General features: G+C 58.7%; 25 protein-coding genes. 12 read left to right on the top strand and 13 right to left on the bottom strand.

Features of this window, described 5'->3' with window-relative positions; all coding sequences use genetic code 11:
- Nucleotides 1-56: 56 nt before the first annotated feature.
- From J4721_RS00125 to J4721_RS00105, 5 genes are all read left to right on the top strand, one after another.
- Nucleotides 57-1022, top strand: coding sequence for an NAD(P)-dependent oxidoreductase (locus tag J4721_RS00125; RefSeq protein ID WP_014873807.1), 966 nt, complete (start codon nt 57-59; stop codon nt 1020-1022).
- 144 nt (nt 1023-1166) lie between these two features.
- Nucleotides 1167-1979, top strand: coding sequence for an IclR family transcriptional regulator (locus J4721_RS00120; RefSeq protein ID WP_211001824.1), 813 nt, complete (start codon nt 1167-1169; stop codon nt 1977-1979).
- A gap of 23 nt (nt 1980-2002) precedes the next feature.
- A complete protein-coding gene (locus J4721_RS00115; RefSeq protein WP_014879330.1) occupies nt 2003-3313 on the top strand; it encodes a selenium-binding protein SBP56-related protein in 1311 nt (436 codons plus the stop codon).
- A 71-nt stretch (nt 3314-3384) separates the two neighbouring features.
- Entirely contained in the window at nt 3385-4134 is a 750-nt protein-coding gene (locus J4721_RS00110) for an SCO family protein (protein WP_211001823.1), read from the top strand.
- Nucleotides 4131-5384: a cytochrome c peroxidase gene (locus J4721_RS00105; RefSeq protein ID WP_211001822.1), complete on the top strand. Its 1254-nt coding sequence runs from the start codon at nt 4131-4133 to the stop codon at nt 5382-5384. The genes J4721_RS00110 and J4721_RS00105 overlap by 4 nt, the downstream gene beginning before the upstream one ends.
- Nucleotides 5385-5388: 4 nt before the next feature.
- Here the strand turns inward: J4721_RS00105 and J4721_RS00100 are convergent, their stop codons facing one another.
- The gene (locus J4721_RS00100; protein ID WP_014873802.1) at nt 5389-5844 is read right to left on the bottom strand and encodes an Lrp/AsnC family transcriptional regulator; all 456 of its coding nucleotides are present in this window, start codon (nt 5842-5844) and stop codon (nt 5389-5391) included.
- 147 nt (nt 5845-5991) lie between these two features.
- On the opposite strand from J4721_RS00100, the gene J4721_RS00095 reads away from it, so the two are divergent.
- Nucleotides 5992-6426 (top strand): universal stress protein, encoded by a 435-nt coding sequence (locus J4721_RS00095; protein WP_014873801.1) that lies wholly within the window; start codon nt 5992-5994, stop codon nt 6424-6426.
- Between the two features lie 19 nt (nt 6427-6445).
- Nucleotides 6446-7990, top strand: coding sequence for a sodium:alanine symporter family protein (locus tag J4721_RS00090; protein ID WP_014873800.1), 1545 nt, complete (start codon nt 6446-6448; stop codon nt 7988-7990).
- 53 nt (nt 7991-8043) lie between these two features.
- Here the strand turns inward: J4721_RS00090 and J4721_RS00085 are convergent, their stop codons facing one another.
- The gene (locus J4721_RS00085) at nt 8044-10401 is read right to left on the bottom strand and encodes a Hint domain-containing protein (RefSeq protein WP_211001821.1); all 2358 of its coding nucleotides are present in this window, start codon (nt 10399-10401) and stop codon (nt 8044-8046) included.
- Nucleotides 10402-10812: 411 nt separating this feature from the next.
- On the opposite strand from J4721_RS00085, the gene mscL reads away from it, so the two are divergent.
- Entirely contained in the window at nt 10813-11247 is a 435-nt protein-coding gene (gene mscL / locus J4721_RS00080; RefSeq protein WP_211001820.1) for a large conductance mechanosensitive channel protein MscL, read from the top strand.
- A gap of 129 nt (nt 11248-11376) precedes the next feature.
- Nucleotides 11377-12183: a mechanosensitive ion channel family protein gene (locus J4721_RS00075; RefSeq protein ID WP_211001819.1), complete on the top strand. Its 807-nt coding sequence runs from the start codon at nt 11377-11379 to the stop codon at nt 12181-12183.
- Between the two features lie 53 nt (nt 12184-12236).
- Here J4721_RS00075 and J4721_RS00070 read toward each other — a convergent pair whose 3' ends face one another.
- From J4721_RS00070 to J4721_RS00060, 3 genes are all read right to left on the bottom strand, one after another.
- The gene (locus tag J4721_RS00070) at nt 12237-12764 is read right to left on the bottom strand and encodes a GNAT family N-acetyltransferase (RefSeq protein WP_027247837.1); all 528 of its coding nucleotides are present in this window, start codon (nt 12762-12764) and stop codon (nt 12237-12239) included.
- A complete protein-coding gene (locus J4721_RS00065; protein ID WP_076619249.1) occupies nt 12761-13210 on the bottom strand; it encodes a YtoQ family protein in 450 nt (149 codons plus the stop codon). The genes J4721_RS00070 and J4721_RS00065 overlap by 4 nt, the downstream gene beginning before the upstream one ends.
- Before the next feature lie 165 nt (nt 13211-13375).
- Entirely contained in the window at nt 13376-14011 is a 636-nt protein-coding gene (locus J4721_RS00060) for a class I SAM-dependent methyltransferase (RefSeq protein WP_014873794.1), read from the bottom strand.
- A gap of 87 nt (nt 14012-14098) precedes the next feature.
- On the opposite strand from J4721_RS00060, the gene J4721_RS00055 reads away from it, so the two are divergent.
- The gene (locus J4721_RS00055) at nt 14099-14977 is read left to right on the top strand and encodes a LysR family transcriptional regulator (protein WP_014879320.1); all 879 of its coding nucleotides are present in this window, start codon (nt 14099-14101) and stop codon (nt 14975-14977) included.
- A gap of 71 nt (nt 14978-15048) precedes the next feature.
- Here the strand turns inward: J4721_RS00055 and pheT are convergent, their stop codons facing one another.
- The 7 genes from pheT to pyk form a co-directional block, all read right to left on the bottom strand.
- On the bottom strand, nt 15049-17445 hold the full coding sequence (gene pheT, locus J4721_RS00050) for a phenylalanine--tRNA ligase subunit beta (RefSeq protein WP_211001818.1): 2397 nt from the start codon (nt 17443-17445) through the stop codon (nt 15049-15051).
- 89 nt (nt 17446-17534) lie between these two features.
- Complete coding sequence (locus tag J4721_RS00045) at nt 17535-18356, bottom strand: PHB depolymerase family esterase (RefSeq protein WP_102858016.1); 822 nt, start codon at nt 18354-18356, stop codon at nt 17535-17537.
- 127 nt (nt 18357-18483) lie between these two features.
- Nucleotides 18484-19557, bottom strand: a complete 1074-nt coding sequence (pheS, locus tag J4721_RS00040) for a phenylalanine--tRNA ligase subunit alpha (RefSeq protein ID WP_211001817.1) — start codon at nt 19555-19557, stop codon at nt 18484-18486.
- Nucleotides 19558-19777: 220 nt separating this feature from the next.
- Entirely contained in the window at nt 19778-20143 is a 366-nt protein-coding gene (gene rplT / locus J4721_RS00035; RefSeq protein WP_014873789.1) for a 50S ribosomal protein L20, read from the bottom strand.
- Between the two features lie 15 nt (nt 20144-20158).
- Complete coding sequence (gene rpmI, locus J4721_RS00030) at nt 20159-20359, bottom strand: 50S ribosomal protein L35 (RefSeq protein WP_014873788.1); 201 nt, start codon at nt 20357-20359, stop codon at nt 20159-20161.
- A 187-nt stretch (nt 20360-20546) separates the two neighbouring features.
- The gene (locus J4721_RS00025; protein ID WP_027247843.1) at nt 20547-20768 is read right to left on the bottom strand and encodes a hypothetical protein; all 222 of its coding nucleotides are present in this window, start codon (nt 20766-20768) and stop codon (nt 20547-20549) included.
- A 35-nt stretch (nt 20769-20803) separates the two neighbouring features.
- A complete protein-coding gene (gene pyk, locus J4721_RS00020; RefSeq protein ID WP_027247844.1) occupies nt 20804-22249 on the bottom strand; it encodes a pyruvate kinase in 1446 nt (481 codons plus the stop codon).
- 256 nt (nt 22250-22505) lie between these two features.
- On the opposite strand from pyk, the gene J4721_RS00015 reads away from it, so the two are divergent.
- The gene (locus J4721_RS00015) at nt 22506-22823 is read left to right on the top strand and encodes a DUF1244 domain-containing protein (protein ID WP_014873786.1); all 318 of its coding nucleotides are present in this window, start codon (nt 22506-22508) and stop codon (nt 22821-22823) included.
- 99 nt (nt 22824-22922) lie between these two features.
- Here J4721_RS00015 and J4721_RS00010 read toward each other — a convergent pair whose 3' ends face one another.
- Nucleotides 22923-23354, bottom strand: coding sequence for a DUF1489 family protein (locus tag J4721_RS00010; protein ID WP_014873785.1), 432 nt, complete (start codon nt 23352-23354; stop codon nt 22923-22925).
- Between the two features lie 186 nt (nt 23355-23540).
- On the opposite strand from J4721_RS00010, the gene J4721_RS00005 reads away from it, so the two are divergent.
- Complete coding sequence (locus J4721_RS00005) at nt 23541-25838, top strand: adenosylcobalamin-dependent ribonucleoside-diphosphate reductase (RefSeq protein ID WP_102876242.1); 2298 nt, start codon at nt 23541-23543, stop codon at nt 25836-25838.
- Nucleotides 25839-26015 lie beyond the last annotated feature (177 nt).

The following is a 26015-nucleotide window of genomic DNA, read 5'->3' as shown; positions in this document are numbered from 1 at the left end:
TCCTCTTTGCCGTCGTTCTTGGAATGCTCCCCCAAACAGCCAGCAGGGAGAGCGGCATGAAAGTAGGATTTATCGGTCTGGGAAACGTTGGCGGCAAGCTGAGTGGTAGCCTGCTGCGAAACGGCATTGATCTCAGCGTTTATGACTTGAATGGAGCGCTGGTTGCCAAGGCAGCGGAGGTCGGCGCCACAGCAGCAAATGACCCGGCAGAGTTGATGCGCAATTGCGACGCGGTGATCACCTGTCTGCCATCGCCCGCGGCCTCCGATCAGGTCATGCAACAGATGCTGCCGGAGATTGGCCCCGGCAAGATCTGGATGGAGATGTCCACCACAGATGAGGCCGAGGTCAAACGCCTTGGCGCCATGGTCGAACAGGCGGGTGGAACCGCGGTAGACTGCCCCGTCTCCGGTGGTTGCCACCGGGCTGACACCGGCAATATCTCGATCTTCGCCGGCTGCGACCGTGAGACCTTTGACCGGATCGCGCCGCTGCTGAAAACCATGGGACGGCGTATCCTGCATACAGGGCCAATCGGCTCAGCTTCAGTCCTGAAGGTCATCACCAACTACCTGGCAACCGCCAATCTTCTGACCTGCTGTGAGGCCTTGGTGACCGCAAAAGCTGCTGGCATGGATCTCAATACCGCCTATGAAGCAATCAAAATTTCCTCCGGCACCTCATTTGTACATGAGACCGAAAGCCAAGTTATCTTGAACGGATCCCGCGACATCTCCTTCACTATGGACCTTGTATCCAAGGACATTGGTCTGTTCCAAGCCGTCGCTGATCGCCACAACGTTCCGTTGGAGATCAACCCCTTGATGATCAAGATCTTCAAAGATGGTGAAGAGCGATTTGGCAGCCGTGAACTATCACCAAACATTATCAGACGGCTGGAAGAAGCCACTGGTCTGGAGATCACTGCACCCGGTTTCCCACCCGAAATGACCGATGATGAGCCTGAGGAACCCGGCTACGAGGTCATCCCCACCGGTCGCGATGGCAGCCCTGCCCGCTAGGCCCTCTTGCGCTGAAACACTTCAGAGGCGGCGACTTACTGCCGCCTCCCGCCTTGCGGCAGGCCCTGACGTGGGTCGGCGAAAAACCTTGCCAGATTCAATTTTCCCGAATTACGATACAAGTGTCCATATTCTGGGAATCGCATGCAGGACCGACAGATCCTTCTTCTGGAAGCAGTAGCCTCCTCTGCCTCACCGGTAAGCGCAAGCGAACTGGCCCGGATGACAGCGACCCCCCGTGCCAGCCTTTATCGCCATATCGCGGCGCTACTCGAGTGCGGTTTTCTGGAGGAGACCGAGACCGGCAGCCGGTATGTTCTGGGACTGCGGTTCGTCAAAATCGCGCTGACAGGAAAATCCGACACTCATGTCATCAACGCGGTCTCAGCCGTATTGCAACGAGTGGTGAAGGATCTGGGCGAGACCGCGTTTCTGGCGCGCTATCGCGGCGGTCGCGTTGATCTGATTCACACGCAGGTTCCGGCCGATCCCTCGGTTCCCTATATCTATCCAGGGTTAGGGGTCCGCCCGGTTCATGCCTGTTCTTCGGCCAAGGCAATTGCCGCCTTCCTCGCGCCGGAGCTTCAGGAAGACCTGATTGACACGTTACCAATGCGCTTTACCGACAAGACACGCACCGACCCGGACCAGATTGCCCGCGAGTTGCAGCAGGTGCGTCGCTATGGCTATGCCACCTGCGATGGTGAGATTGACATCGGGGTCACCAGTGTTGCAGTGCCGATCATTGTCGACCGGCTCGGCGCCATTTTCTCTATGGGTGTGGTGGGCCCAACCAGCCGTATCACACCTGCCATTCAGCCCAGAATTTTACCCATTCTAACAAAACAAGCCGTTCATGCCGCCGCGGCCATTCAACATTGCTCGGTCGTTGAGGCGGAAACCACCAATGCCAATTCACTGGCGGCTGCAAAGGAAAGGGCCAGCCAACAACACTGATTTTTTTTGAAGGGAGAGAGAATATGAACAGAAGAGAATTCGGCGGGTTATCCGCCGCCGCGCTGGCCATGGCAGCGCCGTTTCGCGCCTTTGCCGATGAGACCTGTCAGTCCCCTTATATGCCCAAGATTACGGGTCAGGAAGAATTTGTCTACGTCTGGACCCTCGGAGTGGAGGGGATGGGAGACGAGCAGGATAAAATGGTAACGGTTGACCTGCGTCCCGACTCCCCAACCCGCGGAGAGGTCATACACAGCCTGTCGGTTGGTGGCCGAAATGAGGCCCATCATGGCGGCTTCTCCGCAGACCGTCGGTATTTCTGGACTGGCGGGCTTGATACCAATCGCATCTTCATCTTCGACATTCACAGCGACCCAGCAGCCCCCAAGCTGCATAAGGTGATTGAGACCTTCGTCACCGATTCCGGCGGTGTGGTTGGCCCCCACACGTTTTTTGCCCTGCCCGGCAGCATGATGATCACCGGGCTCAGCAATCAGGACGACCACGGCGGCCGAACGGCATTGGTCGAATACAATGATGACGGGGACTATGTCGCCACCTATTGGATGCCGACTGCCGATGACATGCAAGGGGCCGTTGCGGTGGATGGCGCGGTTGCGGATGGTTACGGCTATGACATTCGCGCCCTGATCCGCAAGAATGTGATGCTCACCTCCTCTTTCACGGGGTGGTCAAACTACATGATGGATTTCGGGCAGATGCTGCAGGACGCCGAGGCGATGAAACGCTTTGGCAACAGCATGGTGCTCTGGGATCTGCACACCCGTCAGCCCCGCAAGGTCTTCAACGTGCCCGGCGCGCCGCTCGAAGTGCGCTTCCCCTGGGGACCAAATGCCAATTATGCTTTCTCGACCACCGCACTCACCTCGCAGCTCTGGCTGATCTATGAGGATGACGATGGCGAATGGCAGGCCAAATCGGTGGCAGATATCGGCAATCCCGAAGACATCCCACTGCCCGTCGACATCTCCATCGCCGCCGATGATCAGACGCTTTGGGTCAATTCCTTCATGGATGGAAAGACCCGGCTGTTTGATATCTCCGACCCGCATAACCCGGCGCAGATCTATGAGAAAACCATTGATCGACAGGTCAATATGGTTAGTCAGAGCTGGGACGGCAAACGGGTCTATTTCTCCTCTTCCTTGCTCGCCAATTGGGACAAGAAGGGTGATGACGATGTGCAGTATCTGAGAGCTTACAACTGGGACGGCAAAGAGTTGGTCGAGGATTTCAACATCGACTTCTATGCCGCAGGCCTGGGTCGCGCGCATATTATGCGCTTTGGCAGCGCCGCGCTCTATTCCGCTTAAGAGACCGCTTTGGGGCGGTATGTTGCCGCCCCAACATCCCCTCGCGGACCTCAACTTGCCGGAGGATTTCCATGCGCAAGAGAACTCTCGCCGTTTCCATAACCGCTGCTGCGGCGTTGCTGACAGGTGTTGTGGCCCTGGCCGGAACCTGGCGCCCAGCGGATCTGATGGCGCGGTTGACGCCCGCTGCATTGCGGGCCAGTCCCGCCCGCCTCTCAGACGTATTCCCAAGCGACCCGGCCTTCCAGTTCCGCCCGCCGGAACCAGGATCGTACCGGCTGAACCGACTGAAACCTGCACCGGATGGCACGGTACTGACCGCCGATGGCACCACCGGTCAGCTGCATCAGCTGATCGATGGCAAGATCACGCTGGTCAGTTTTGTTTATCTGACCTGCGGCGATGTTGATGGCTGTCCGCTGGCTTTCTCGACACTTTATGACATTCACGACGCCAGCGCACAGCTTCCGGATCTGCGACAGGACGTTCAACTGATGACCATCAGCTTCGACCCCGAGCGCGACACGGTCGAGGCCATCGCGGCCTTTGCGCATCCGGTGAGCAGCGATCCTGCCAGCGCACAGAAACTGGATTGGCAAGTGCTGACCACACCGGATACCGCGGCGCTGCAGCCCCTACTGGACGGGTTTGGTCAGGTCGTGGACCGTGGCAGCGCAGACGACCAGATCAACCATCTGCTGCGCATGTATCTGGTCGACCGACACGGCATGATCCGCAATGTTTACGGGCTGGGCCTGATTGACCCGCGTCTGTTGATGACGGATGTGGAAACACTGCTACTGGAAGAGGTCGGAAAGTGATCCGCCTCCCCGCCCTTCTGCGGCATTTCAAGTCGTTCAATGCAGCCGCTGTGTTAGCGGTGGTTTTCGACGCGTCGATAGTTCTTGCCGACGGCGATACTCTGGCCGGGCCAAGCGATCTTCCGGTGCAAATCTCGGCTGAGAGCTGTCCGCGGCCACCAGATGAAGACTGGGCGGAGAGAGCTGCCAAACGCAGTTTGACACCTCAGCTGGGGTTGCCGCCTCTGGTCTATCCGGCGGACAATCCTCCGACAGCGGCGCGGATTGCGCTGGGGCGGCAAATCTTCTTTGACCGCGCGCTGTCGATCAACAACACCATGTCCTGTGCCATGTGCCATGTGCCGGAACAGGGGTTTGCCAACTGGGAGCTCGCGACCTCGGTCGGCGTGGAGGGGCGCAGCGTGAAACGCAATGCGCCAAGCCTGATCAATGTGGGCCTGCTGAACCCGCTGTTTCACGATGGCCGCGATCCAATGCTGGAAACTCAGTTTATCGGGCCGCTCACCGCCCGAAACGAGATGGCCAACCCATCCGCAGGGCGTGTCGTTTCCCACCTCCAAACCGACAGTGCTTATGACAGCTTGTTTAAGGAGGCTTTTGGTTCGCCCGCTTCGCTAGACCGGATTGGCATGGCGCTGGCCGCCTACCAACGGGCGTTGACCGTCGGCAACAGCCCGTTTGACCGGTGGTTCTATGGCGGTGATCCAGCTGCCGTGTCACCCGCCGCAAAACGCGGGTTCAAACTGTTTCGCAATAAAGCAGGGTGTGTGTCCTGCCACAGACTTGGCCCGGATGATGCGCTCTTCACCGATCAGCAGTTCCACGACACCGGATATGGTCAGATGCGGGAGCTGGAGCGCCAAAATCCACCGAAAACCCTGCCTGTTCAGGTCGCGCCCGGCGTGATCCATCATGTGGATTATGACCTGGTCCGCGCAGTCAGCAGCCCCCGGGATGCTGATCTTGGGCGCTATGAGGTGACGGAGGACCCGCAGGACCGATGGCGGTTCCGGACACCGACGCTGCGCAACCTTGTTGTCTCGCCACCCTATATGCATGACGGCGGGCTCAGTACGCTGGCTGATGTAATTGACTACTATGACAGCGGCGGTGCGGGGCTGCCCGGTCAAGACCCGCGTGTGCAACCGCTCGGCCTGAGCGACCAAGAAAAGACTGAGCTTCTGGCGTTTCTCACCACTCTGACGTCTTCGGGACTGGATTGTCTGGTCGCAGATGCCCGCCAGCCATGAGCCATTAATCCAGGTGGTAACCGCGAAATTCTTTCACCGTGGACACCCCCAGCAGGGTCTTCATCTGCGCCACAGACGGGATCTCCGACAATCGGTTGCGATAGAGTTTTTCATAAGCATCCGTATTGCGCGCAGCGACGCGCATCAGATAGTCGAATTCCCCTGAAATCAAATGGCACTCCAGCACCTCAGGCATATGTGAAATGGCATCTTCAAACGCCTGAATATTCTCCCGCTGCTGACTGACCAGCTTGATCTCGATAAAGATTTGCAGCTCAAGACCAACCTTCTTGCGATCCAGCCGCGCCGCATAGCCTTCAATCATGCCATTGGCTTCCATCATCTTGACACGACGGTGGCATGCGGACAAAGACAGCCCAACTTTTTCCGACAGGCGGGCCATGGAGATCTGACCGTCTTGTTGCAAGGCGGAAAGAATGCGCGAATCCAGCTGGTCCATCGGAATTTTTCCCAATAGTTAATCGTTATCCGCACATTTTTCCGAAATTTTCCCAATACGCAAGGAAATCGAGAACCTTTCCTATCAACAACGTCATAAAATTGAGACACTTCGTCACAGGGATGACGTAAACCAAGGGAGGGGCAGATGGCCTCAAAAATCGTAGTTGGCTACGACGGCAGCACGAGCGCACGTACCGCGCTCAACTTTGCGCTGGACGTGGCAAAGGCACAGGGCGGCAGCATCGTTGTCGCGCATGTCCTGGAATGGTCACCGTATTCTTTTCTCTCCGCAGCGGAGCTGGCAGAGCGCCACAAGCGCCGTACGGAAGAGCTGGAGCGCGCCGAAACGGCGTTGATTCAGCCCCTTCTCAAGGATCTGGAAACCAGCGGCGTGGATGTCACTGCCACCGTGAAATACGGCAATATTGCCGAAGTGCTGGTGTCCATCGCCAAATCCGAAGGCGCCAATCACGTCGTTATCGGACGCACCGGCCACTCCGCGCTCTCGTCGCGGCTTTTTGGTTCGGTTGCAGGCAGCCTGGCGCAGGCTGCGCCGGTTCCGGTCACCATTGTCCCATAACTGATCGACAGGGGTCATCATGAACACTCTATCAAAAGCGGCTGCTCTGGCCGTCCCCGGCGCCCTCGGGCTGTCGGGCCCGCTGATGGCACAGACCATCGACGAAAAGGTGAATGAGCTGTTTGCCAGCTCCACCGGCTGGTTTGTCAATTTCATCTTTAGCCCGTTCCCCGGCACCAGCTTCCCCTGGATCGTTGCGTGGCTGGTGATTGCGGCAACCATTTTCACAATCTACTTCGGATTGATCCAGTTCCGCGCCTTTCCGCATTCGATCTCCTTGGTCAAAGGCGACTATTCCGATCCGAATGACGCGGGTGAGGTGAGCCATTTCCAAGCGCTGGCCACCGCCCTCTCCGGCACCGTCGGCCTCGGCAATATCGCGGGCGTCGCGGTCGCCGTTGGCATCGGTGGTCCCGGTGCGACGTTCTGGATGATCCTCGCAGGCCTGATGGGCATGGCGTCGAAATTCACCGAATGTACGCTGGGCGTAAAGTACCGAAATGAATACCCTGATGGCACCGTCTCCGGTGGTCCGATGTATTACATGACCAAGGGTTTTGCCGCACGGGGCCTGCCGGGTGGCAAGTTCATGGCGGTTCTCTTCTCGATTTTCTGTATCCTCGGCGCCTTTGGTGGCGGCAACATGTTCCAGGCCAATCAGGCACATGCGCAGCTGACAAATGTTCTCGGCGATTATCCCGGTTGGATCACCGGCGTCATCTTTGCCGGTGTGGTTTTTGCCGTGATCATCGGCGGCCTGAAATCGATTGCCAGCGTCACCGAAAAAGTGGTGCCGTTCATGGGTGTCCTCTACGTGCTGACAGCATTGGTGATCATTCTGCTGAACTTTGACAAAATCGGCTGGGCCTTTGGCCAGATCTTCGACGGTGCCTTTACCGGTCTCGGCGTTGCAGGCGGCATGGTCGGGGCCCTGATTCAGGGCTTCAAGCGCGCGGCCTTCTCCAACGAAGCCGGCGTTGGCTCGGCGGCGATTGCCCACTCCGCGGTGCGGACAAAAGAGCCGATCACCGAAGGTTTCGTCTCACTGCTGGAACCCTTCATCGATACCGTGGTTATCTGTACGATGACAGCGCTGGTGATCATCATCACAGGCCAGCTGGTCAGCGATCCTGAAACCGGTCTCTATGTGCTGAACGAAGCGGGCAGCGCCATCCAGACCGTCGATGGAAACTCCGGCGTGGCGCTGACATCTGCGGCGTTCTCCTCCTCATTTGGCTGGTTCAAATACATCCTGGCCATTGCGGTGATCCTGTTTGCTTTCTCCACCATGATCAGCTGGTCCTACTATGGCCTCAAGGCCTGGACCTTTCTGTTTGGTGAAGGCAAGACCACTGAACTGGTGTTCAAAGTGATTTTCTGCCTGTTCGTCATCATCGGCGCCGCAGCCAGCCTGGGTCCGGTCATTGACTTCTCCGATGCGGCAATCTTTGCCATGGCGGTCGTCAATATCGTGGCACTCTACTTCCTGATGCCAATCGTCAAAGGCGAGCTGAACAGCTATCTGGCCCGCCTCAAGAGCGGCGAAATCAAGAAATACCAGTAAAGAATTCGACCCGGCTGCCAATCGTGGCCGGGTCGTCCTACCCTGTTGGGGTATTACCTGATATTGCCACGGCCCGAGGACAACAGCACACGCGCCTCATGGCTACGCAGCGATCGCCGCGCCGTTGGAAAGGCGCGCCCCATGCTCTCTAGCTCCGGGAACAGATGGCACAATTCGGACCTCTGGGCCGAATCCATACCTGACAGCGTCAGATCGCCCGGCTGGAAACTCTCGCTCCAGGCCCCATCCACACAGACGATTTCATGCTGATCAAACAGCAGATGAATGTATGTTACGTCCATCGTCCGCGCACGACGGATATTGCGATCATTGAGCAGATGCACGGCCGCCACCAACACCTCGTTTGACCCGAACAGCAATTCGGCGCGGCTTCCGGTCAGCAACATCCGGTGCTGCGGTGAGACCATCAGATCCCGGTTCGGCACAAGTTCGCCGCCATCGGACCCCAACGCGCCTGCTTCGATGAGGATGGGCTGGAACTGCGGTCGCCGTGCCAGGTCGGTATTGGTCACAGTCCGGCGCGCTGTCCAGCGCAGGGTCTGTGGTCCGCCATCGCGCGTCACCACCCGGTCGCCTACCTCAAGCGCTTCCACTGGCACCGCACCACCAGGGGTCAAAACAAGGCTGCCCGGCGTAAAACAGGGAATGACCTCTTCGATATTGGAGAAGGTCAGCCTGCTGACAAAGTCTCCCTGATCATTTCGGACCTCAACCCGACCATCTTCCCGGTCGGCACTGGTGTAGACCACACGCGTATCGCCCAGCGTACGTAGCTCGCTGATATCAAGGCGGTCATAGTCATCCCCGCCTTCGCCGCCGTCAACGACGTCTCCGGCCCCACCAATAAACAAATCGCGATCGTCGTCACCGTAGAGGCTGTCAGCGCCGGTTCCGCCGATGAGCGTATCCGCCCCGCCACCACCTTCGATGACATCATCTTCACTGCCGCCGTCCAACGAGTCCCCGCCCGTGCCGCCGCTCAGCCGGTCATAGCCCTCGCCCCCCAGCAGCGTGTCATTTCCGACGCCGCTGTTCATCACATCGTTGCCACGACCACCTTCCCCGTAGAAGGATGATCCAGCGGAACCTCCGTCCAGAAAGTCATTGCCATCGTCGAGGAAAATGCGATCAGAATCTTCATAGACACCGATGAAGGCCAGATCGTCGCCGTCGCCGCCGTGAATCTCATCATTGCCCTGGCTGCCCGCCAGAATATCATTGCCGGCGCCGCCCCAAACGGTATCCGTTCCCATACTGCCGATCAGCGTGTCGTTGCCGCCTTCGCCATAGATCAGGTCATCCTGATCACGGCCAAAGACATGGTCGTCCCCCTCACCGGCATAAATCAGATCATTGCCATAAAGCCCTTCGAGCCGATCATTGCCGTCGCCTCCGTAGAGCGTGTCGTCGCCGTAGCCTGCGGTAATGGTATCGTCGCCATCGCCACCCAAGAGAAGGTCGTTATCGTCGCCACTGCTCAGTGAGTCATTACCTGCGCCACCTTCCAGCGTGTCGCGTCCTGCGCCGCCCTCAAGCGTGTCGCCGTCAATTCCGCCTTGCAGCAGGTCATTGCCAGACCCGCCTTGCAGCAGGTCACGCCCGCCACCTCCGAAGAGCGTGTCGTTGCCTGCGCCACCTTCGACGGAATCATTGCCTGTACCAGCCTCAACGAAGTCGTCCCCCTCACCGGCAAGGACCGTATCATTGCCGCCGCCGGCCACAATCACATCATCCTGAGAGCCGTCAGCCGCATCCCCATTATCGACACGATCCCCTTCGGGGTCGCCCAGATAATCGACATCGATCCGTTCGCCTGCATCCGTGCCTTCCACGACATAGTCTAGTGCGGGTGGAATTGAGAAGGTGAAGTCCGAAAGCCCGGCACCACCAGAGATCGGCGCATCGCTGCCATTGTCAAAAATCACATCCAACTGCGAGATCGGCCCGTCAATCGAGACGCCGATATTGGCAGCTGTGCTGCCCTCCCCTTCGATGGAGACCGTCCCATCAGCATTGATCGTCACCTGATGGTGGGTCACGCCAGTCAGTCCCGCGATGATCTCTGCCGCCGGGATCAGAACGCCACTGGCATCCAGAACCCGCAGGGTAAATTTGTCATCATGGGAGCTGCCATTGGAATTCACATGCTGCAGGTCAAACCGCAGATCGCTTACCGGATTGGAAAAACCATAGCTTGCGGTGATCGGCTCGCTGACGCCAAAGGCACCGAAATCGGATACCCTGTAGCCGCTTTGCGAGTTATCCCAGCTGCCCGGCGTGAAGGCTCCGGTCACGACGGTGGTGTTGCCACCTTCGCTCAGCGTTGTTGAACCGTTCTGCGCAGCGCCGTTGGTTCCGGTCAACCAGATCGCATTGTCAAGAGTGGCCATATCTCACGTCTACCTTGTGCCTAACACTCACCCCCCGCAGTGGCTAAGCCTGCGGACACCTCACCGCAGATCTATCTGACGGAGCCGTCTGACATGCTGTCCCTTCCCATGACGCGACCAGCCCGTCTGGCGTACAGGTCACAACACGCCCTTACAGAATGTTTAACCCGCAAAGACGCCCGACGCAGGACCAGTCTGGGGCCGGCACAAGTCCATTTTGCGTTGAGAATGTGGCAAAAGATACAACCAACAGCACCTCAAGAGGGCGATCCACTAGCCTACACCTCGAATTTTCAACGCAAAATCAATAGCCGTAGCAGCGAAAACCGGACTAGACTGCCGTCAGACAGCACGCGGGTGCCCGCGCTCGCTGCTCAATAACAAAATGGTTCGTTAACAGGGACAAATAGCATGCTTCAGGAATTCAGAGACTTCATTGCCAAGGGCAATGTGATGGACATGGCAGTCGGCATCATCATCGGTGCGGCCTTTACGGCAATCGTCAAAAGCATGGTCAGCGATCTGATCAATCCGATCATCGGAGTTTTTACCGGCGGTGTCGATTTCACCAATTCTTATCTCGTACTCGCGGGCAATGTTTCGGAAGGCGCCAGCTTGGAGGCCGCACGAGAAGCCGGAGCCGCCGTTTTTGCCCATGGCGCCTTTGTGATGGCTGTCATCAATTTCCTGATCATTGCCTTCGTGGTGTTCATGCTCGTGCGCTATGTCAATCGTCTCAAAGACGCCGCCTTCAAGCAAGAAGACGCCGCCCCGGCCGAGGAAGCCCCCGCTGGCCCAAGCGAACTGGATGTGCTGTTGGAAATCCGCGACTCCCTGAAACGTTGATCTGCTTCAGTATGATCCGCGGGTGACACCCCAGCCGGGTCCGACTAAGTCCGCAGCTAACGCACCGGTAACCTCCTGTTGCCGGTGATGGGCATTTCTATGAGATCTGGACAAGGACCAAACAACAACATGGAACAATGGATAGAACAGCTGGGGGCCCTTTGGCCCCTGCTCATCAGCGCTGCCAAAGCGCTGGTCGTACTGGTTGTCGGCTGGATTGCAGCCGGTGTGATCAGCGGTGCAGTACGTCGTCGCATCAACGCCACCCCGCATCTTGACCAAACGCTCGGCAACTTTGCCGCCAGCGCAGTGCGCTGGGTGTTGCTGGCCATCGTGCTGGTCGCCGTTCTGGGCATATTCGGGATCGAAGCCACCAGCCTGGTCGCAATGCTCGGCGCTGCAACTCTCGCCATTGGTCTGGCCCTGCAGGGCACGCTGAGCGATCTGGCTGCCGGGGTCATGCTGGTCATGTTCCGACCCTATAAACTGGGTCAATACGTCGATATTGGCGGCACCTCGGGGACAGTGGTGGATCTCAACCTCTTCGTGACAGAGCTGGTGACACCTGACAACGTTCAGATCATCATTCCCAACGGTCAGGCCTGGGGCGCAATCATCACCAACTACTCGGCGCATGATACACGTCGCGTTGATATGGTATTTGGCATCGACTACGGCGATAGCGCAGACGCCGCCAAGAAGATTATTCTCGACCTCGCGAACGCAGATTCACGCGTCATGACAGATCCCGCGCCATGGGTGCGGGTTACCAATCTCGGCGACAGTTCGGTCGATCTGACGGCGCGCCTGTGGTGCAAGGCGGCCGACTACTGGGAGCTGAAATTCGCGATGACGCAAGCGGTCAAGGAAGCCTTCGACGACAAGGGGATCTCCATCCCCTATCCGCACAGTGTGGAAATCAAGAAAGAAGCCTGATCCGGCAACAGCCGCCCCGCCAGATCTGCGGGGCGGCTCCTTACTCAAAAGGGTTAGCGCGTGATCGTCCGCGTCATGACCAGAGTAGGCTCCTCACGATAGAGCGCATCGTGGCTGGGCTGATACCCAAGTTTCTTGGCGACTTTCACCGAAGCTGCATTTTCGGGGTCCAGAAGACAGCAGGTGCGATCCCATTGCGTAGCCTCTGCGGCCCATTGATGCATCCGGTCAACCGCCTCTGTCGCCAGCCCTTTCCCGTGAGCTGCAGGCATCAGGGCCCAACCGGCCTCCGGTACCGCACCAATCGGCGGGTCAATGTCGCGGTGATAATCCGCAAACCCTGCCGCCCCGATGTAGCGCCCGTCCTCTCGCAGGGTCACCGCCCAGTAGCCAAAGCCAAGCGCCTGCCAGTGACCGATGTAGCGTAACAACCGGGTCCAGGTCTCCTCGCGGCTGGCCGGGCGACCGATTGTGTGGCGCACCACCACAGGGTCCATCCACAACGCAAACAGAGCCTCGAAATCATCCAGCTGGTGCGGACGCAGAAGCAGGCGGTCCGTGGTCAGAGTTGGCCCCGTCACGCAGGCAGGCTCCCCTTCAGCACGTAGCGCAGGATTTCAACCACCTGCATCGGCTCCTTTGCCACCGCCAGTGCGGCTGCATGGACTTCCTTCAGCGCGTGCTGATGCTCATCCTGTGATAGGACAATCAACGACTTACCAAGGGCCGCCGCATAGCCGGCATCAAAAGCCGCGTTCCACTGTTTATACTTCTCACCAAATCGCACCACGACAATGTCGGCCTCTTCGATCCCCTTGCGGGTTCGGATCGCGTTGATCTTAGCCCCCTTGTGGTCGTGCCAGAATTTGTTCGGTTCCGCCCCAAGAATCGCAACACCGCAATCGTCGCTGGCGCCATGATCCGTCACCGGGCTGTTGAACTGCACGTCCAGATCCTTGGCCCCGTTGATAATCTGATCGCGCCAATCTGTGTGAATTTCACCTGAGAGATAAATGTTCAACGTCATGAAATGTCCTTTCCTGCGCCAGCAGTGAGGCTGCCGCGGCCATGCGGCCGTATCCGCCTCACTGCTGGGGTCGCTCATTCATTGATGCCATTGAACCAGGCACAGTACCCGGTCGGCAAGCAGGCGGAGTATTCACCAGTCGAGAGCCTTCGTCCACTGCCGACCTCAACGACGTCGGGCCACCAGGTAGCGGCCAGGGGTGGACGCCGGATAATTGCCGGTCTCAATGATCTCGAAACCCGCCTGTTCAACTGCAGCCTCCAGATCTGCCACGCTGAGGAAACGCACGTTGCTCGGGGCCTGTCCAACCAGACGCATAAGCGGGATCAAGGTCAGGAACATCCAATATTTGAAGCTGCCCCGTGCCTCGCCCAGACAGGGTGTTTTTGAGATGAACAGCTTGCCGCTGGGCAGACGTTTGGCCACCGATAACAGCGCAGCGTCCAAATCCGGTACCAGATGTAACAGGTTGAATGCCATCACGGCGTCAAACGGTCCGGCGGGCAACCTATCATCGCTGCATTGCTCAAACCGAATATTATCGGCTCCCGCCTGTGCAGCCCTGTCGCGGCCAATATCAAGCATAGCATCCGACAGATCGGTTGCGGTGATCCTCCCAACTGCATCCGACAGTGCGATTGCCGTCGACCCGGTCCCACAGCCGATTTCCAACGCATGATCCCCCACCGTGAGATAGGACCTGGTCCGTTCCAGTGTATATTGATAGGCGGCTTCGTCCCTTATCTTCGACTTGGCGTATTTTGGGGCTATCCGGTTCCAGAAATGGGCATCGGCTGTCATCACACTTCTCCTTGAATGATGGTAGCTTAGCCATACAGAAACCAGCAATAAATTGCTGAAATTCGCAAGAGTGCTATACATTTCCGTATGAATAATCCGGATTGGAACCACATTCGCGCCTTCCTGGCGACCGCTGAGACCGGCTCACTCTCAGCTGGGGCGCGCAAACTGGGCCTGACCCAACCAACCCTGTCCCGTCAGGTTGCAGCGCTCGAGGCGGACTTGGGGGTCTTGCTGTTCGAACGATTGGGGCGCGGTCTCGCGCTGACTTCGGCGGGACATGACCTGCTGAACCACAGCCGCACAATGGGTGCGGCCGCCGAGGCACTGTCGCTCGCCGCCACCGGGCAAGCGCAGGCCATTGAGGGCACAGTCCGAATAACCGCAAGCGACGTCATGTCCGCTTATGTGCTCCCCCCGGCTCTCCACCAGCTTAGACGACGCGCACCACGGCTGACGATTGATGTGGTGGCTGCAAATGACATTCGCGATCTGATGCGACGGGAGGCGGATATCGCCATCCGCCATGTGCGTCCGGACCAGCCCGAATTGATTACACGTTTGGTCAGAGAGTCACATGCCCATTTCTACGCTGCCTCCAGTTACCTGGAGCGCCGGGGCCGCCCGCAATCACCCGAAGATATGTCACGTCATGATTTTGTGGGTTTCGCCGATCTGGAGCGGTCGATTGAATTCATGGCCCCACTCGGCATCCACCTGACAGCGCAGAATTTTCGGATCAAATCCACCAGTGGCCTTGCCTCTTGGGAGTTGGTCAAACAGGGGTTTGGCATCTGTCCGATGATGACAGCTGTGGCAGATCCAACCCCCGGAATCGAACGCCTGTTGCCCGGTCTGGACCCGATTACCTTCCCGATTTGGCTGACCACACATCGGGAATTGCACACCAGCCGAAGGATCCGGCTCGTCTTTGATCTGCTCGCAGACTTCCTCTGCCACATATAAAAACGCGCCCGGAACCGGGCGCGTTTTCCTCATGATACGATCGGATCGGACCAACTGTCCTGCATCCTCTGTTATCCGCGCAATGTGCCGCCGGTCGCCTTTGTGACCTTGGCCACAATCTTGGCGCTGACCGCTTCGATATCCTTTTCGGTCAGGGTCTTGTCAGTCGGTTGCAACCGCACGGTGATGGCCAGCGATTTGCTGCCTTCCCCCAGGCTGCCACCGATGAATTCGTCAAACACACGCACGTCATCGATCAGCGCCTTATCCGCGCCGACGGCGGCGTTGACCAGGGTCAGCGCTTCGACATCATCCGCCACGACAAAAGCAAAGTCACGCTCCACCGCCTGCAGATCGCTTTGGACCAATGCACCTCGGTTGGCACCGGATTTGCGCGGCATCGGCACCTCATCAGGCCAGATGGTAAAGGCCACGACGGATCCCTTGATCCCCATTTCGCCCAGCACTTTGGGGTGAAGTTCGCCGAAGACACCCAGCACCTTCTTCGGGCCAAGACAGATCTTGCCGTGGCGCCCCGGATGCCACCAGGATTGTGCCCCGCGCAGGATCTGGACCTTGGCAGGGGCACCGATCGCTGCCAAAACCGCCTCAATATCAGCCTTAGCATCAAAGGTGTCGACCGCACGGCTGGCGCCGTGCACATCCTTGGGACCGGTCCGCCCAACCAGCAGGCCCGAAATCAGGTTATGCTGCTCACCGGGCTCCCCCCCGTGGAAAGCAGGTCCTGCCTCGAACAACGCCAGATCCATGAAGCCCCGCGCCTGATTGCGCGCCGCAGCCTGCAACAGGCCGGGAAGCAGCGCAGGACGCATATGCGACATCTCGGACGAGATTGGATTGGCCAGCATGGTGGCATCATCACCACCGCCGAACAGCGCCGCAGAAGCCTTGTCAATGAACGTGTAGCTTACCACCTCATTGTAGCCGAGGCTGGCACAGGTCCGGCGTGCAATCTGCTGGCGGCGTTGTTGGGGTGTCATCACAGGCGCGGGCACACCGTCGGTCAACCGCGGCAGAGGCTTGCCTTCCAGCTTTGTCAGGGAGGCAATCCGCGCCACTTCCTCAACCAGATCCGCCTCACCCATCACATCAGGGCGCCAGCTCGGGACATGCGCCATATTGCCTTCCAGACGGAAGCCCAGCCGGGTCAATGTCTGGCGCTGTTCGGATTCCGGAATATCCATTCCGACCAGCGACTGAACCCGCTCCGGATCCAGCTTGTAAGCCCGGGCATGTTCCGGCACAGCACCTGCGGTCACCACATTCGACGGCTCACCGCCGCAGAGATCAATGATCATGCGGGTGGCATGATCCAGCCCGTCGCGCGTGTATTCAGGGTCAACGCCCCGTTCAAACCGATAGCGCGCGTCAGAGTTGATTTTCAGCGCACGGCCTGTGGTCGCGATTTGAACGTGGTCCCAGAAAGCGCTCTCCAGGAACACATCGGTGGTCTCCTCGGTGCAGCCCGTGGCAACCCCGCCCATGATGCCTGCAATGCTCTCTGCGCCATTGTCGTCAGAGATCACCATCTGCCCCTCGGAGAGAGTGTAGTCCTTCTCATCCAGCGCTGTCAGCGTCTCGCCACCAACGGCACGGTGAACGCGCAGATTGCCTGCCACTTTCGCTGCATCAAACACATGCAACGGGCGGTTCTGATCGAAGGTGAAATAATTGGTGATATCGACCAGTGTCGAGATCGGACGCAGACCGATGGCGCTCAGCCGGTCCTGCAGCCACTGCGGGCTTGGGCCGTTCTTCACGCCCCGGATCAGGCGGCCGGTGAACAGCGGGCAACCATCCAGTGTATCCTCCGCAATATCAACCTTGAGCGGGCTCTCATAAACGCCGTCAACCGGCTCAATCGTGAGCGGTTTCAGCGTACCCAGACCGCGTGCGGCCAGATCACGGGCGATGCCGCGCACACCCAATGCATCCGGGCGGTTGGGAGTGATGGCAATTTCGATAACCGGATCTACCTTGGCCGGGGCATTCTGTGCCAACCAGTCAACAAACCGATCCCCGACCTCTCCCGAGGGCAGTTCGATAATGCCGTCATGTTCATCCGACAGCTCCAGCTCACGCTCGGAGGCCATCATGCCAAAGCTTTCGACACCGCGGATCTTGCCAACACCGATGGTGATATCGAGGCCCGGAATATACATGCCCGGTTTACACACCACCACGGTGATGCCCTCGCGGGCATTGGGGGCACCGCAGATGATCTGCATCTCACCTTCGTCAGTGTCGACCTTACACACCCGCAGTTTGTCCGCATCGGGGTGCTTCTCAGCATGTTTCACATGGCCCAAGGTAAAGTCCTTGAGCCGGTCGGCAGGGTTGGACACGCCCTCGACCTCGAGGCCGAGATCGGTCAGGGTTTCTGTGATATCCTCGACCGATGCGTCGGTCTCGAGGTGGTCTTTCAGCCAAGAAAGAGTGAATTTCATCGGTCCGGTTTCCTATGGCAAGCCATGCATGTTGCAGCAGGCAATGACAAAGATTGCCCCCATGTGCAAGCCTTGGCGCGGCTCGGGGCCTAAGGATAGCTGGGGGTGAGGCCCAAAAGCTCATCCAACTGCCGCCCGATCCATCCGTGCGGAATGAAATGCCCACCGGGATGCAGATCAAGCGTGACATCGCGCCCCGCGCAGCTCCAGCTGGTGCGAGAAAAAGTCAGGAAACTGCGTGCCTGCCAGTCCTTCTGCGGCGCGCCCGCGCCGTCACAACCAAAGGCCCGCCGCCACAGAGCCACCGGATAAGTCACGTCCCCTCCCGGCCCCATCGGAAAATCCATCACCTGATCAGCAAGACCATGCACATGGCGCACCTCTTCGGGGGCTTGCGGACAGGTCTCGGTCTGATCGATGCTCCCGGCAACGGCCAAAAGCGCCGCTACATCTGCGCCGCTTTGGCAGACATAGCGCCAAGCCATTGCCGACCCGTATGAGTAGCCGGACACATAGACCTTCTTCTGATCGACAGGATAGCGCCTGTTTACATCGGCCAGCACCGCATCGGCAAAGGGCACATCTTCGGTGCTTGCAGTCCAGAAATTCCAACTCTTGCCGCGACCGTTGGGGGTCACCAGCAAGACACCGCGCCGCTTGGCCGAGGCCCCTACCCGATCTGAGCGTTGGGCATGTTTTCCCGTCCGCGACCATCCGTGAAAATGCAGCAGTACAGGCAACGGCGTCACCCCGTCCCAGTCCTCCGGCTCCATCACGTGATAGCTACGCTCTCCCAGCTCACAGGCGAGATCTCCCCCGCAAGGAGCAGCATTGCCCTTCCAGGGTCCCATAGCAAGGGCGGAGGTGGCGCACATGTAAGCGGTTGAGAGCAAGAGGAGAAAACGTGTCATAGACGGGAGACTACCCGACACCACGCCCCTGTCATTTCACATGTTTGTGGGGCGGTGAACCTAGGCCCCCAAACCAAAACGCCCGCCTCAGGTACGAGGCAGGCGTTCAGAAGTCCGTCATCCGGGCCTAGCGGCTCAGGCCACCGTGCAGTGTCGGCACATCCAGACACTGGAACCCGTAGTGGCGGAGCCAGCGCAGGTCGCTGTCGAAGAACGCGCGCAGATCGGGGATGCCGTATTTCAGCATTGCAATCCGGTCGATCCCCATCCCGAAGGCAAAGCCCTGATAGACATCGGGATCAATCCCACCCGCAGCGATCACCTTGGGGTGCACCATGCCGGAGCCGAGGATTTCCAGCCAGTCGTCGCCCTCACCGATTTTCAAGGTGCCATCTTTCCAGGAGCAGCGAATATCCACCTCTGCCGACGGCTCGGTGAAGGGGAAGTGCGAGGCCCGGAAGCGCAGATCGACGCTATCCACCTCAAAGTAGGATTTCACGAACTCTTCCAGCACCCACTTCAGGTTGGCCATGGAGATATTCTTGTCCAGCGCGAGGCCTTCGACCTGGTGGAACATCGGTGTGTGAGTCTGGTCATAGTCAGCGCGATAGACACCGCCCGGACAGATGATGCGCAGCGGCGCGCCCATCTTCTCCATTGAACGGATCTGCACCGGTGACGTATGGGTGCGCAGCACATGCGGCGGGCGGTCGTCGCCCTCAGCACGGTGCATGTAAAATGTATCCATCTCGGCGCGGGCCGGGTGATGGCCGGGAATGTTCAGCGCATCAAAATTGTACCAGTCGGTGTCAATGCGCGGGCCTTCAGCGACGGAAAAACCCAATTCAGCAAAAATCGCCGTCAGCTCTTCGCTCGCCTGGCTGATCGGATGTAGCGAGCCATTGCGCGTCGGGCGGGTCGGCAGCGTGACATCCAGCCACTCCGTCCGCAGACGCGCCTCCAGCGCGGCGTCCGCAAGCCCCGCCTTCTTAGCGGCCAGTGCGGCGTTGATCTCATCCTTCAGCGCGTTGAGAGCCGGACCTGCAACCTGCCGCTCTTCGGGCGTCATCTTGCCCAGCTCGCGCATCTTAAGGCTGACGTCGCCTTTTTTACCAACAGCTGCGACCCGGATGGCCTCCAGCGCGTTCTCATCGGCAGCATCGGCGATCTGCCCGAGATATTTTGCTTTAAGATCGTCCATGACGGTCCCCTGAATAATGCTGCCGCTCTGCTATCACAGCAGAGGCTGAAAGCAAGCATTTGCACCGGCTCTAAGCCAATCAGAACACAATCGCGACAATCCGGCAGCCCCAACGCACACCCGACGCCGCTGACCGGACGAAAGTGGCAAATAGGGTGCGACATGCAAAACGGGCCGCTCTTTCCAGAGCGGCCCGCTTGTGATCTTCCTGTGCCTGAACTTAGGCAGCCAGAGCGCTTTGTGCTTGCTTCACGATAGCACCGAAGGCTTCGGGTTCGTGAACGGCCAGATCGGCCAGCACTTTGCGGTCCACTTCGATACCGGCCAGGGTCAGGCCGTTGATGAAGCGGGAGTATGTCAGAGCCTCGTCGTGGCTACGCACAGCTGCGTTGATCCGCTGGATCCACAGCGCGCGGAAATTCCGCTTGCGGTTCTTACGGTCGCGAGTTGCGTATTGATTTGCCTTGTCAACGGCCTGACGTGCTACCTTGAAGGTATTCTTACGACGGCCATAATAGCCTTTTGCGGCCTTGATGACTTTCTTGTGACGGGCGTGAGTTGTGGTACCACCTTTAACGCGGGACATATCTCAGATCTCCTCTTAGCGGTCGTAGGGCATGAAGCCCTTGACGATCTTTGCGTCGGGTGCCGACAGGGTAGTGGTGCCGCGAGCGTCGCGGATGAACTTGCGGGTCCGCTTGATCATGCCGTGGCGCTTGCCGGCCTGACCTGCGAGAACCTTGCCGGTCGCGGTCACTTTGAAGCGCTTCTTGGCGCTCGATTTTGTCTTCATTTTGGGCATTTCCGTCTCCTTCAATGCGGGTTCGGTCTATGCGCGACTCGGCATGCCACTCTGGGCCGGCCACGCGAACAGGGGTGCCGTTTACGCAAGCCGGGCTATAAGGGCAAGTAGATTCTTCACCTGAGACACCAAGATCTCACATTCAGGCCGGATGGGAACGGCTGCGGCAATCACCCCGCAACCACGGTCAGGTAAATCGGCCAATCACCCGGAAAATTGCCTTGGGAATATCATCGATCTGATAGCCCCCAGATTTGGTGCTGAAAGCATAGAGAAGCAGACCAACCGCAAGGACAAGAAAAACCGCCGACACCCTGGGGGTGCGGCGGTCACTTGCGGCTGACAACAGCGATGGGATTGCCAGAAAGGCGAGCAAGAGGCCAAGCACCAGTGCCAGATCCGTATCCATGCTGCGCGCCCTCATTGAGATAAGACGCGACTAGGTTACTCCGGGTCGGTGCTGTAGATCAAACGTTCATCGCAGGGCGCCACGCGCAGGATGTTGGTGGTGCCCGGAACGTTGAACGGCACACCAGCCGTCACAACGATCTGATCCGTCTCCCCTGCGAAACCGCCAGACCGCGCGGCCCGTGCAGCGCCGACCACAGCGCCCTTGAACCGTTCCTGATCCGGCGTCACCACACAGTTGCATCCCCAGCTCAGCGCCAGGCGGCGGGCGGTGCGCGCCAGCGGCGTCAGCGCAATGATCGGCACGCCCGGACGTTCCCGCGCTGTCAAAAGCGCGGTGGTACCGCTCTGGGTGTAACAACAAATCGCCTTGATTTCGGTTTTCTCCGCGATCTCGCGCGCGGCAGCCACGATGGCATCTGCAACGGTATCACCCTTGGCAGAGCGTGACGCCGCGATGATCTGCACATAGGTCGGATCGACCTCAACCTCGGTCGCGACGTTGTCCATGGTCTGCACAGCCTCAATCGGATACTGACCTGCGGCTGATTCAGCCGACAGCATGATCGCATCCGCCCCCTCATAAATCGCCGTGGCCACGTCGGACACTTCTGCACGGGTCGGCATCGGGCTTTCGATCATGCTTTCCAGCATCTGGGTCGCCACGATCACCGGTTTGGCAGCGGCACGGCAGCGGCGCACCAGACGTTTCTGAATCGGCGGCACGGCAGAGACCGGCAACTCAACGCCCAGATCGCCGCGCGCAACCATGATCCCGTCGGAGGCATCCAGGATTTCATCAAAGTTATCAACGGCGGCTGGTTTTTCGATTTTCGACAGCACCGCCGCACGGCCATCGGCCAGACCACGTGCCTCATAAACGTCCTTCGCGCGCTGCACAAAGGAGAGTGCCAGCCAGTCGACGCCCAGCCCGCAGACAAATTCCAGATCCCCGCGATCCTTCTCAGAGAGCGCCGCCAGCGGCAGCACAACATCAGGGACGTTCACGCCCTTGCGGTTGGAGATGGTTCCGCCGGTGGTCACAATGCAATTGGCGAAATCATTGCCGCATGTCTCAACCTTGAGGCGGATCTTACCATCGTTGACCAGCAGATGAGCACCCGACTGCAGCGCCTCAAAGATCTCGGGATGCGGCAGGCAAACCCGATTTACGTCGCCCTCGGCCTGATCCAAATCCAGGCGGAAGGACGCGCCCTCAACCAGTTCTTCTGAGCCGTTAGCAAATACACCTACGCGCAGCTTCGGCCCCTGAAGGTCGGCGAGGATGGCGATGGAGCTGTCCAGATCGGCCTCGACCTTGCGAATGATCGCATGTTTGGCGGCAATCTCTTCGTGGCTACCGTGGGACATATTCAGACGAAACACATCTGCGCCAGCCTCATGCAGCGCACGGATGGTCTCATAGGTTTCGGATGCCGGCCCAAGGGTGGCAACAATCTTTACATTGCGCGATCTTCTCATGGGGTCATCCTCTTCATCGGCTGAAACTTTGTTATCGCAAACATTGCTGCGGCGCTTATCGCCTAATTCCCATTTTGCCGCAACTCCCCTAACGCTTCATCACCAAATGGCGACGTACGGATGACAGTTGGGGCGTATTTTTTGACCCACCCGGCTACCCGCCGATTGATCTTCCCCTCCTGACCGTCTTGTCATCAGTTGCTCAGTCCAGACGCAGCTGTTAGTCACACTGATGATTTCACAGATGGAGCCCGACATGGATAAGCAAACCCAGATCGAACTCGAAGCAGCCGCCTTTCGCCGACTGCGTCAGCATCTGATGGAAGACCGCACGGACGTTCAGAACATCGACATGATGAACCTCGCTGGTTTTTGCCGCAACTGCCTGTCGCGCTGGTATCAGGAAGCGGCCAATGAGCGGGGCATCGAGATGGGCAAATCAGAAGCCCGCGAACTCTTCTACGGGATGACCATGGATGAGTGGAAGGCCAACTACCAGACCGATGCCTCTGCTGAGAAACAGGCGGCCTTTCAGACGGCTTTTGCAGACAACGTCGGCAAAGAAAATTCGTAACCGGTCAGCGCGACTTCGCAGACCACTCCCGACGTCCAGACAAAGGCCCCACTCGGGGCTTTAATCTTTGCCGCAGCACCGAGGCTAGGTCCCGCTTGCTCAGATTACCCCGATCTCGGCAAGCGCCTGTGACAGTTCCGGCGGCAATGGCTTCTCCGCCGCTCGCCCCTTGGGCAGGTCCGGTGGCGTATCCTCCGGCTTCAGGTAGCGCCAACCCTGGAACGGACGGCGCAGCGCGACCTGGGTCCGGTGGATTTCAGGGGCCAGAACGATGGCACAGCGCCGGACACCGTCGCCACCGATCACCTCATCCAATCGCAAAATCCGTTGGCGGCATTGAATTTGTCCCTTGATCACCCAATAGATCGACCCACCATTGACGATCTCCGCCTCTCGCTTGGGCCACATCCGCGTGACATGGCGCGGCAGCCCCTCAGGCAGTTGCTTGCGATACTCCGCCTGCCAGGCCGCCAGCCCATCAACGGTTTCAGTCCCAACAGAAAGTTTCACCAGATTGATATAGTTATCCACAAGATGCCCACAGAGTCGTCCAGAGTATGAACTCTATATTGTAGGTCAGACTGGCAGATCGACAAGGTGTTGTGGTATGATGATGATAAATTTATGCCTCAATGTGATTTCAGCGTTGAGGATCGCAGCGCGGCTGGTGTAGGCAGGCCGCCACCTTAGCCACGACCGACCATAGGGATTCGCCATATGAGCCGCTTTGCCGCCCCGATTGCCGAACAGATCTGGGACATGAAATACCGTTTCAAACAGGCCGATGGCACCCCCATCGACCAGACCGTTGAGGACAGCTGGCGCCGCATCGCACGCGATTTGGCGCGGGCTGAGAGCGACCCCAAAACTTGGGAAGACAAATTCTACGGTGCGCTTGAGGATTTCCAGTATCTGCCAGCCGGTCGCATCACTGCAGGTGCCGGCACCGCGCGACAGGTAACCCTGTTCAACTGCTTCGTCATGGGCACTGTGCCCGATAGCATGTCAGGCATTTTCGACATGCTGAAAGAGGCCGCGCTGACCATGCAGCAGGGCGGCGGCATCGGTTATGATTTCTCGACAATCCGTCCACGCGGCGCAGATGTAAAAGGCGTCGCGGCAGACGCCTCCGGCCCGCTGTCCTTCATGGACGTCTGGGACGCAATGTGCCGCACCATCATGTCGGCAGGCTCCCGTCGCGGCGCGATGATGGCGACCATGCGCTGCGATCACCCGGATATCGAAGCCTTCATCACCGCGAAATCCGACCCGGCTCGCCTGCGCATGTTCAACATGTCCGTACTGGTCACCGATCCGTTCATGGAGGCGGTGAAGGCCGATGGCTCCTGGGAGCTGATCTTTGACGGCAAGGTCTACCAGACCGTGCAGGCGCGGGATCTTTGGAACAAGATCATGCAGGCGACCTATGATTACGCAGAACCCGGCGTGATCTTTATCGACCGCATCAACAAGGCCAACAACCTGTCCTATGTGGAACAGATCGCAGCCACCAATCCCTGCGGCGAACAGCCCCTGCCCCCCTATGGTGCCTGTCTGCTGGGCTCCATCAACTTGGCACGTCTGGTCAAGAACCCGTTCGAGACGGAGTCCGAACTGGACCCCGAAGGGCTGAAAGATCTGGTCGCAACCGCCGTGCGGATGATGGACAATGTTGTCGATGTTTCCAAATTCCCGCTGGACGCACAGGCACAGGAAGCCCAGAACAAGCGCCGCATCGGCCTTGGCGTGACCGGTCTGGCCGACGCCTTGCTGATGCTGGGGTTGCGCTATGGCTCGGACGAAGCCGCGCGTCAAACCGAAGACTGGCTGCACGCGATCGCTCGCGCGGCCTATCTGGCGTCGGTGGACCTGGCCAAGGAAAAAGGCGCCTTCCCGCTGTTCGATGCGGACGCCTATCTGGCGTCGGGCACCATGATGGACATGGACGCGGACGTGCGCGACGCGATCCGCGAGCATGGCATCCGCAACGCGCTGCTGACCTCCATTGCCCCCACCGGTACCATCTCGCTTTATGCAGGCAACGTATCTTCCGGCATTGAGCCCGTCTTTGCCTATGCCTACACCCGCAAGGTCCTGCAGAAAGACGGCAGCCGCACCGAGGAAGAGGTCGTGGACTACGCTGTGCAGATGTGGCGTGACAAGTTTGGCGACAAGGAACTGCCCGACTATTTCGTCAACGCCCAGACGCTTTCCCCGTCCGAGCATGTCAAAATGCAGGCCGCGGCCCAGAAGTGGATCGACTCATCGATCTCCAAGACCATCAATTGCCCCGAAGACATCTCTTTTGACAGCTTCAAGGATGTCTACATGCAAGCCTGGGATCTGGGTTGCAAAGGCTGCACCACCTACCGCCCGAACGACGTGACCGGCTCCGTTCTCTCTGTGAGCGAAAGCGCAGACACCGCACCAGGTGAAACCGCCGACGCACCACATGAGACCGATATCAGCGAGTCCGGCGCGGCAGAAGTCGTCTATATGTCCGAGCCGCTGGATCGTCCGCAATCTCTGGAGGGTCACACTTACAAGCTGAAGTGGCCAGACAGTGAGCATGCGATCTACCTCACTATCAACGACATCATCATCAACGGACACCGCCGCCCGTTCGAGGTTTTCATCAACTCCAAGAACATGGAGCATTATGCCTGGACGCTGGCCCTGACCCGCATGATCTCAGCCGTGTTCCGCCGTGGCGGTGATGTATCCTTTGTCGTGGAAGAGCTGAAAGCGGTCTTCGATCCCCGTGGCGGTGCCTGGGTGCAGGGGAAATACATCCCCTCCATTCTCGCGGCGATCGGTGGCGTGATCGAAACCCATATGGTGGCAACCGGTTTCCTCGAAGGCGAAGGAATGGGCCTGAAGTCTGATCCAAAAGCAGAAGTGGTTTCCCTCAACGCCCCACGCGGCAAACCCTGCCCCAGCTGTGGCCAATATGATCTGCAAATGGTCGAGGGCTGCATGACCTGCCGCAGCTGCGGCCACTCCAAATGCGGCTGAGCAAGCGGTTGCTGCTTGTTCTGTGTGAAAGCCAGCAACAGTTTGCAATTTGACCATGGAAAGTATGCCATCGCTCCTGAGGAGCGGTGGCACTTTTTTTGGGGAATACATCGAGCTGAGTTGAGAGGCTTCGCATCAGGCGTTCTCAGACTCGCAAGGTCCACCCAAACTCAAGCA

It is taken from the genome of Phaeobacter sp. HS011 (assembly GCF_018101215.1).
Classification (GTDB): domain Bacteria; phylum Pseudomonadota; class Alphaproteobacteria; order Rhodobacterales; family Rhodobacteraceae; genus Phaeobacter; species Phaeobacter inhibens.
Note: the sequence above shows the minus strand (reverse complement) of the source record. Positions and strands in the feature narration are given on the sequence as shown.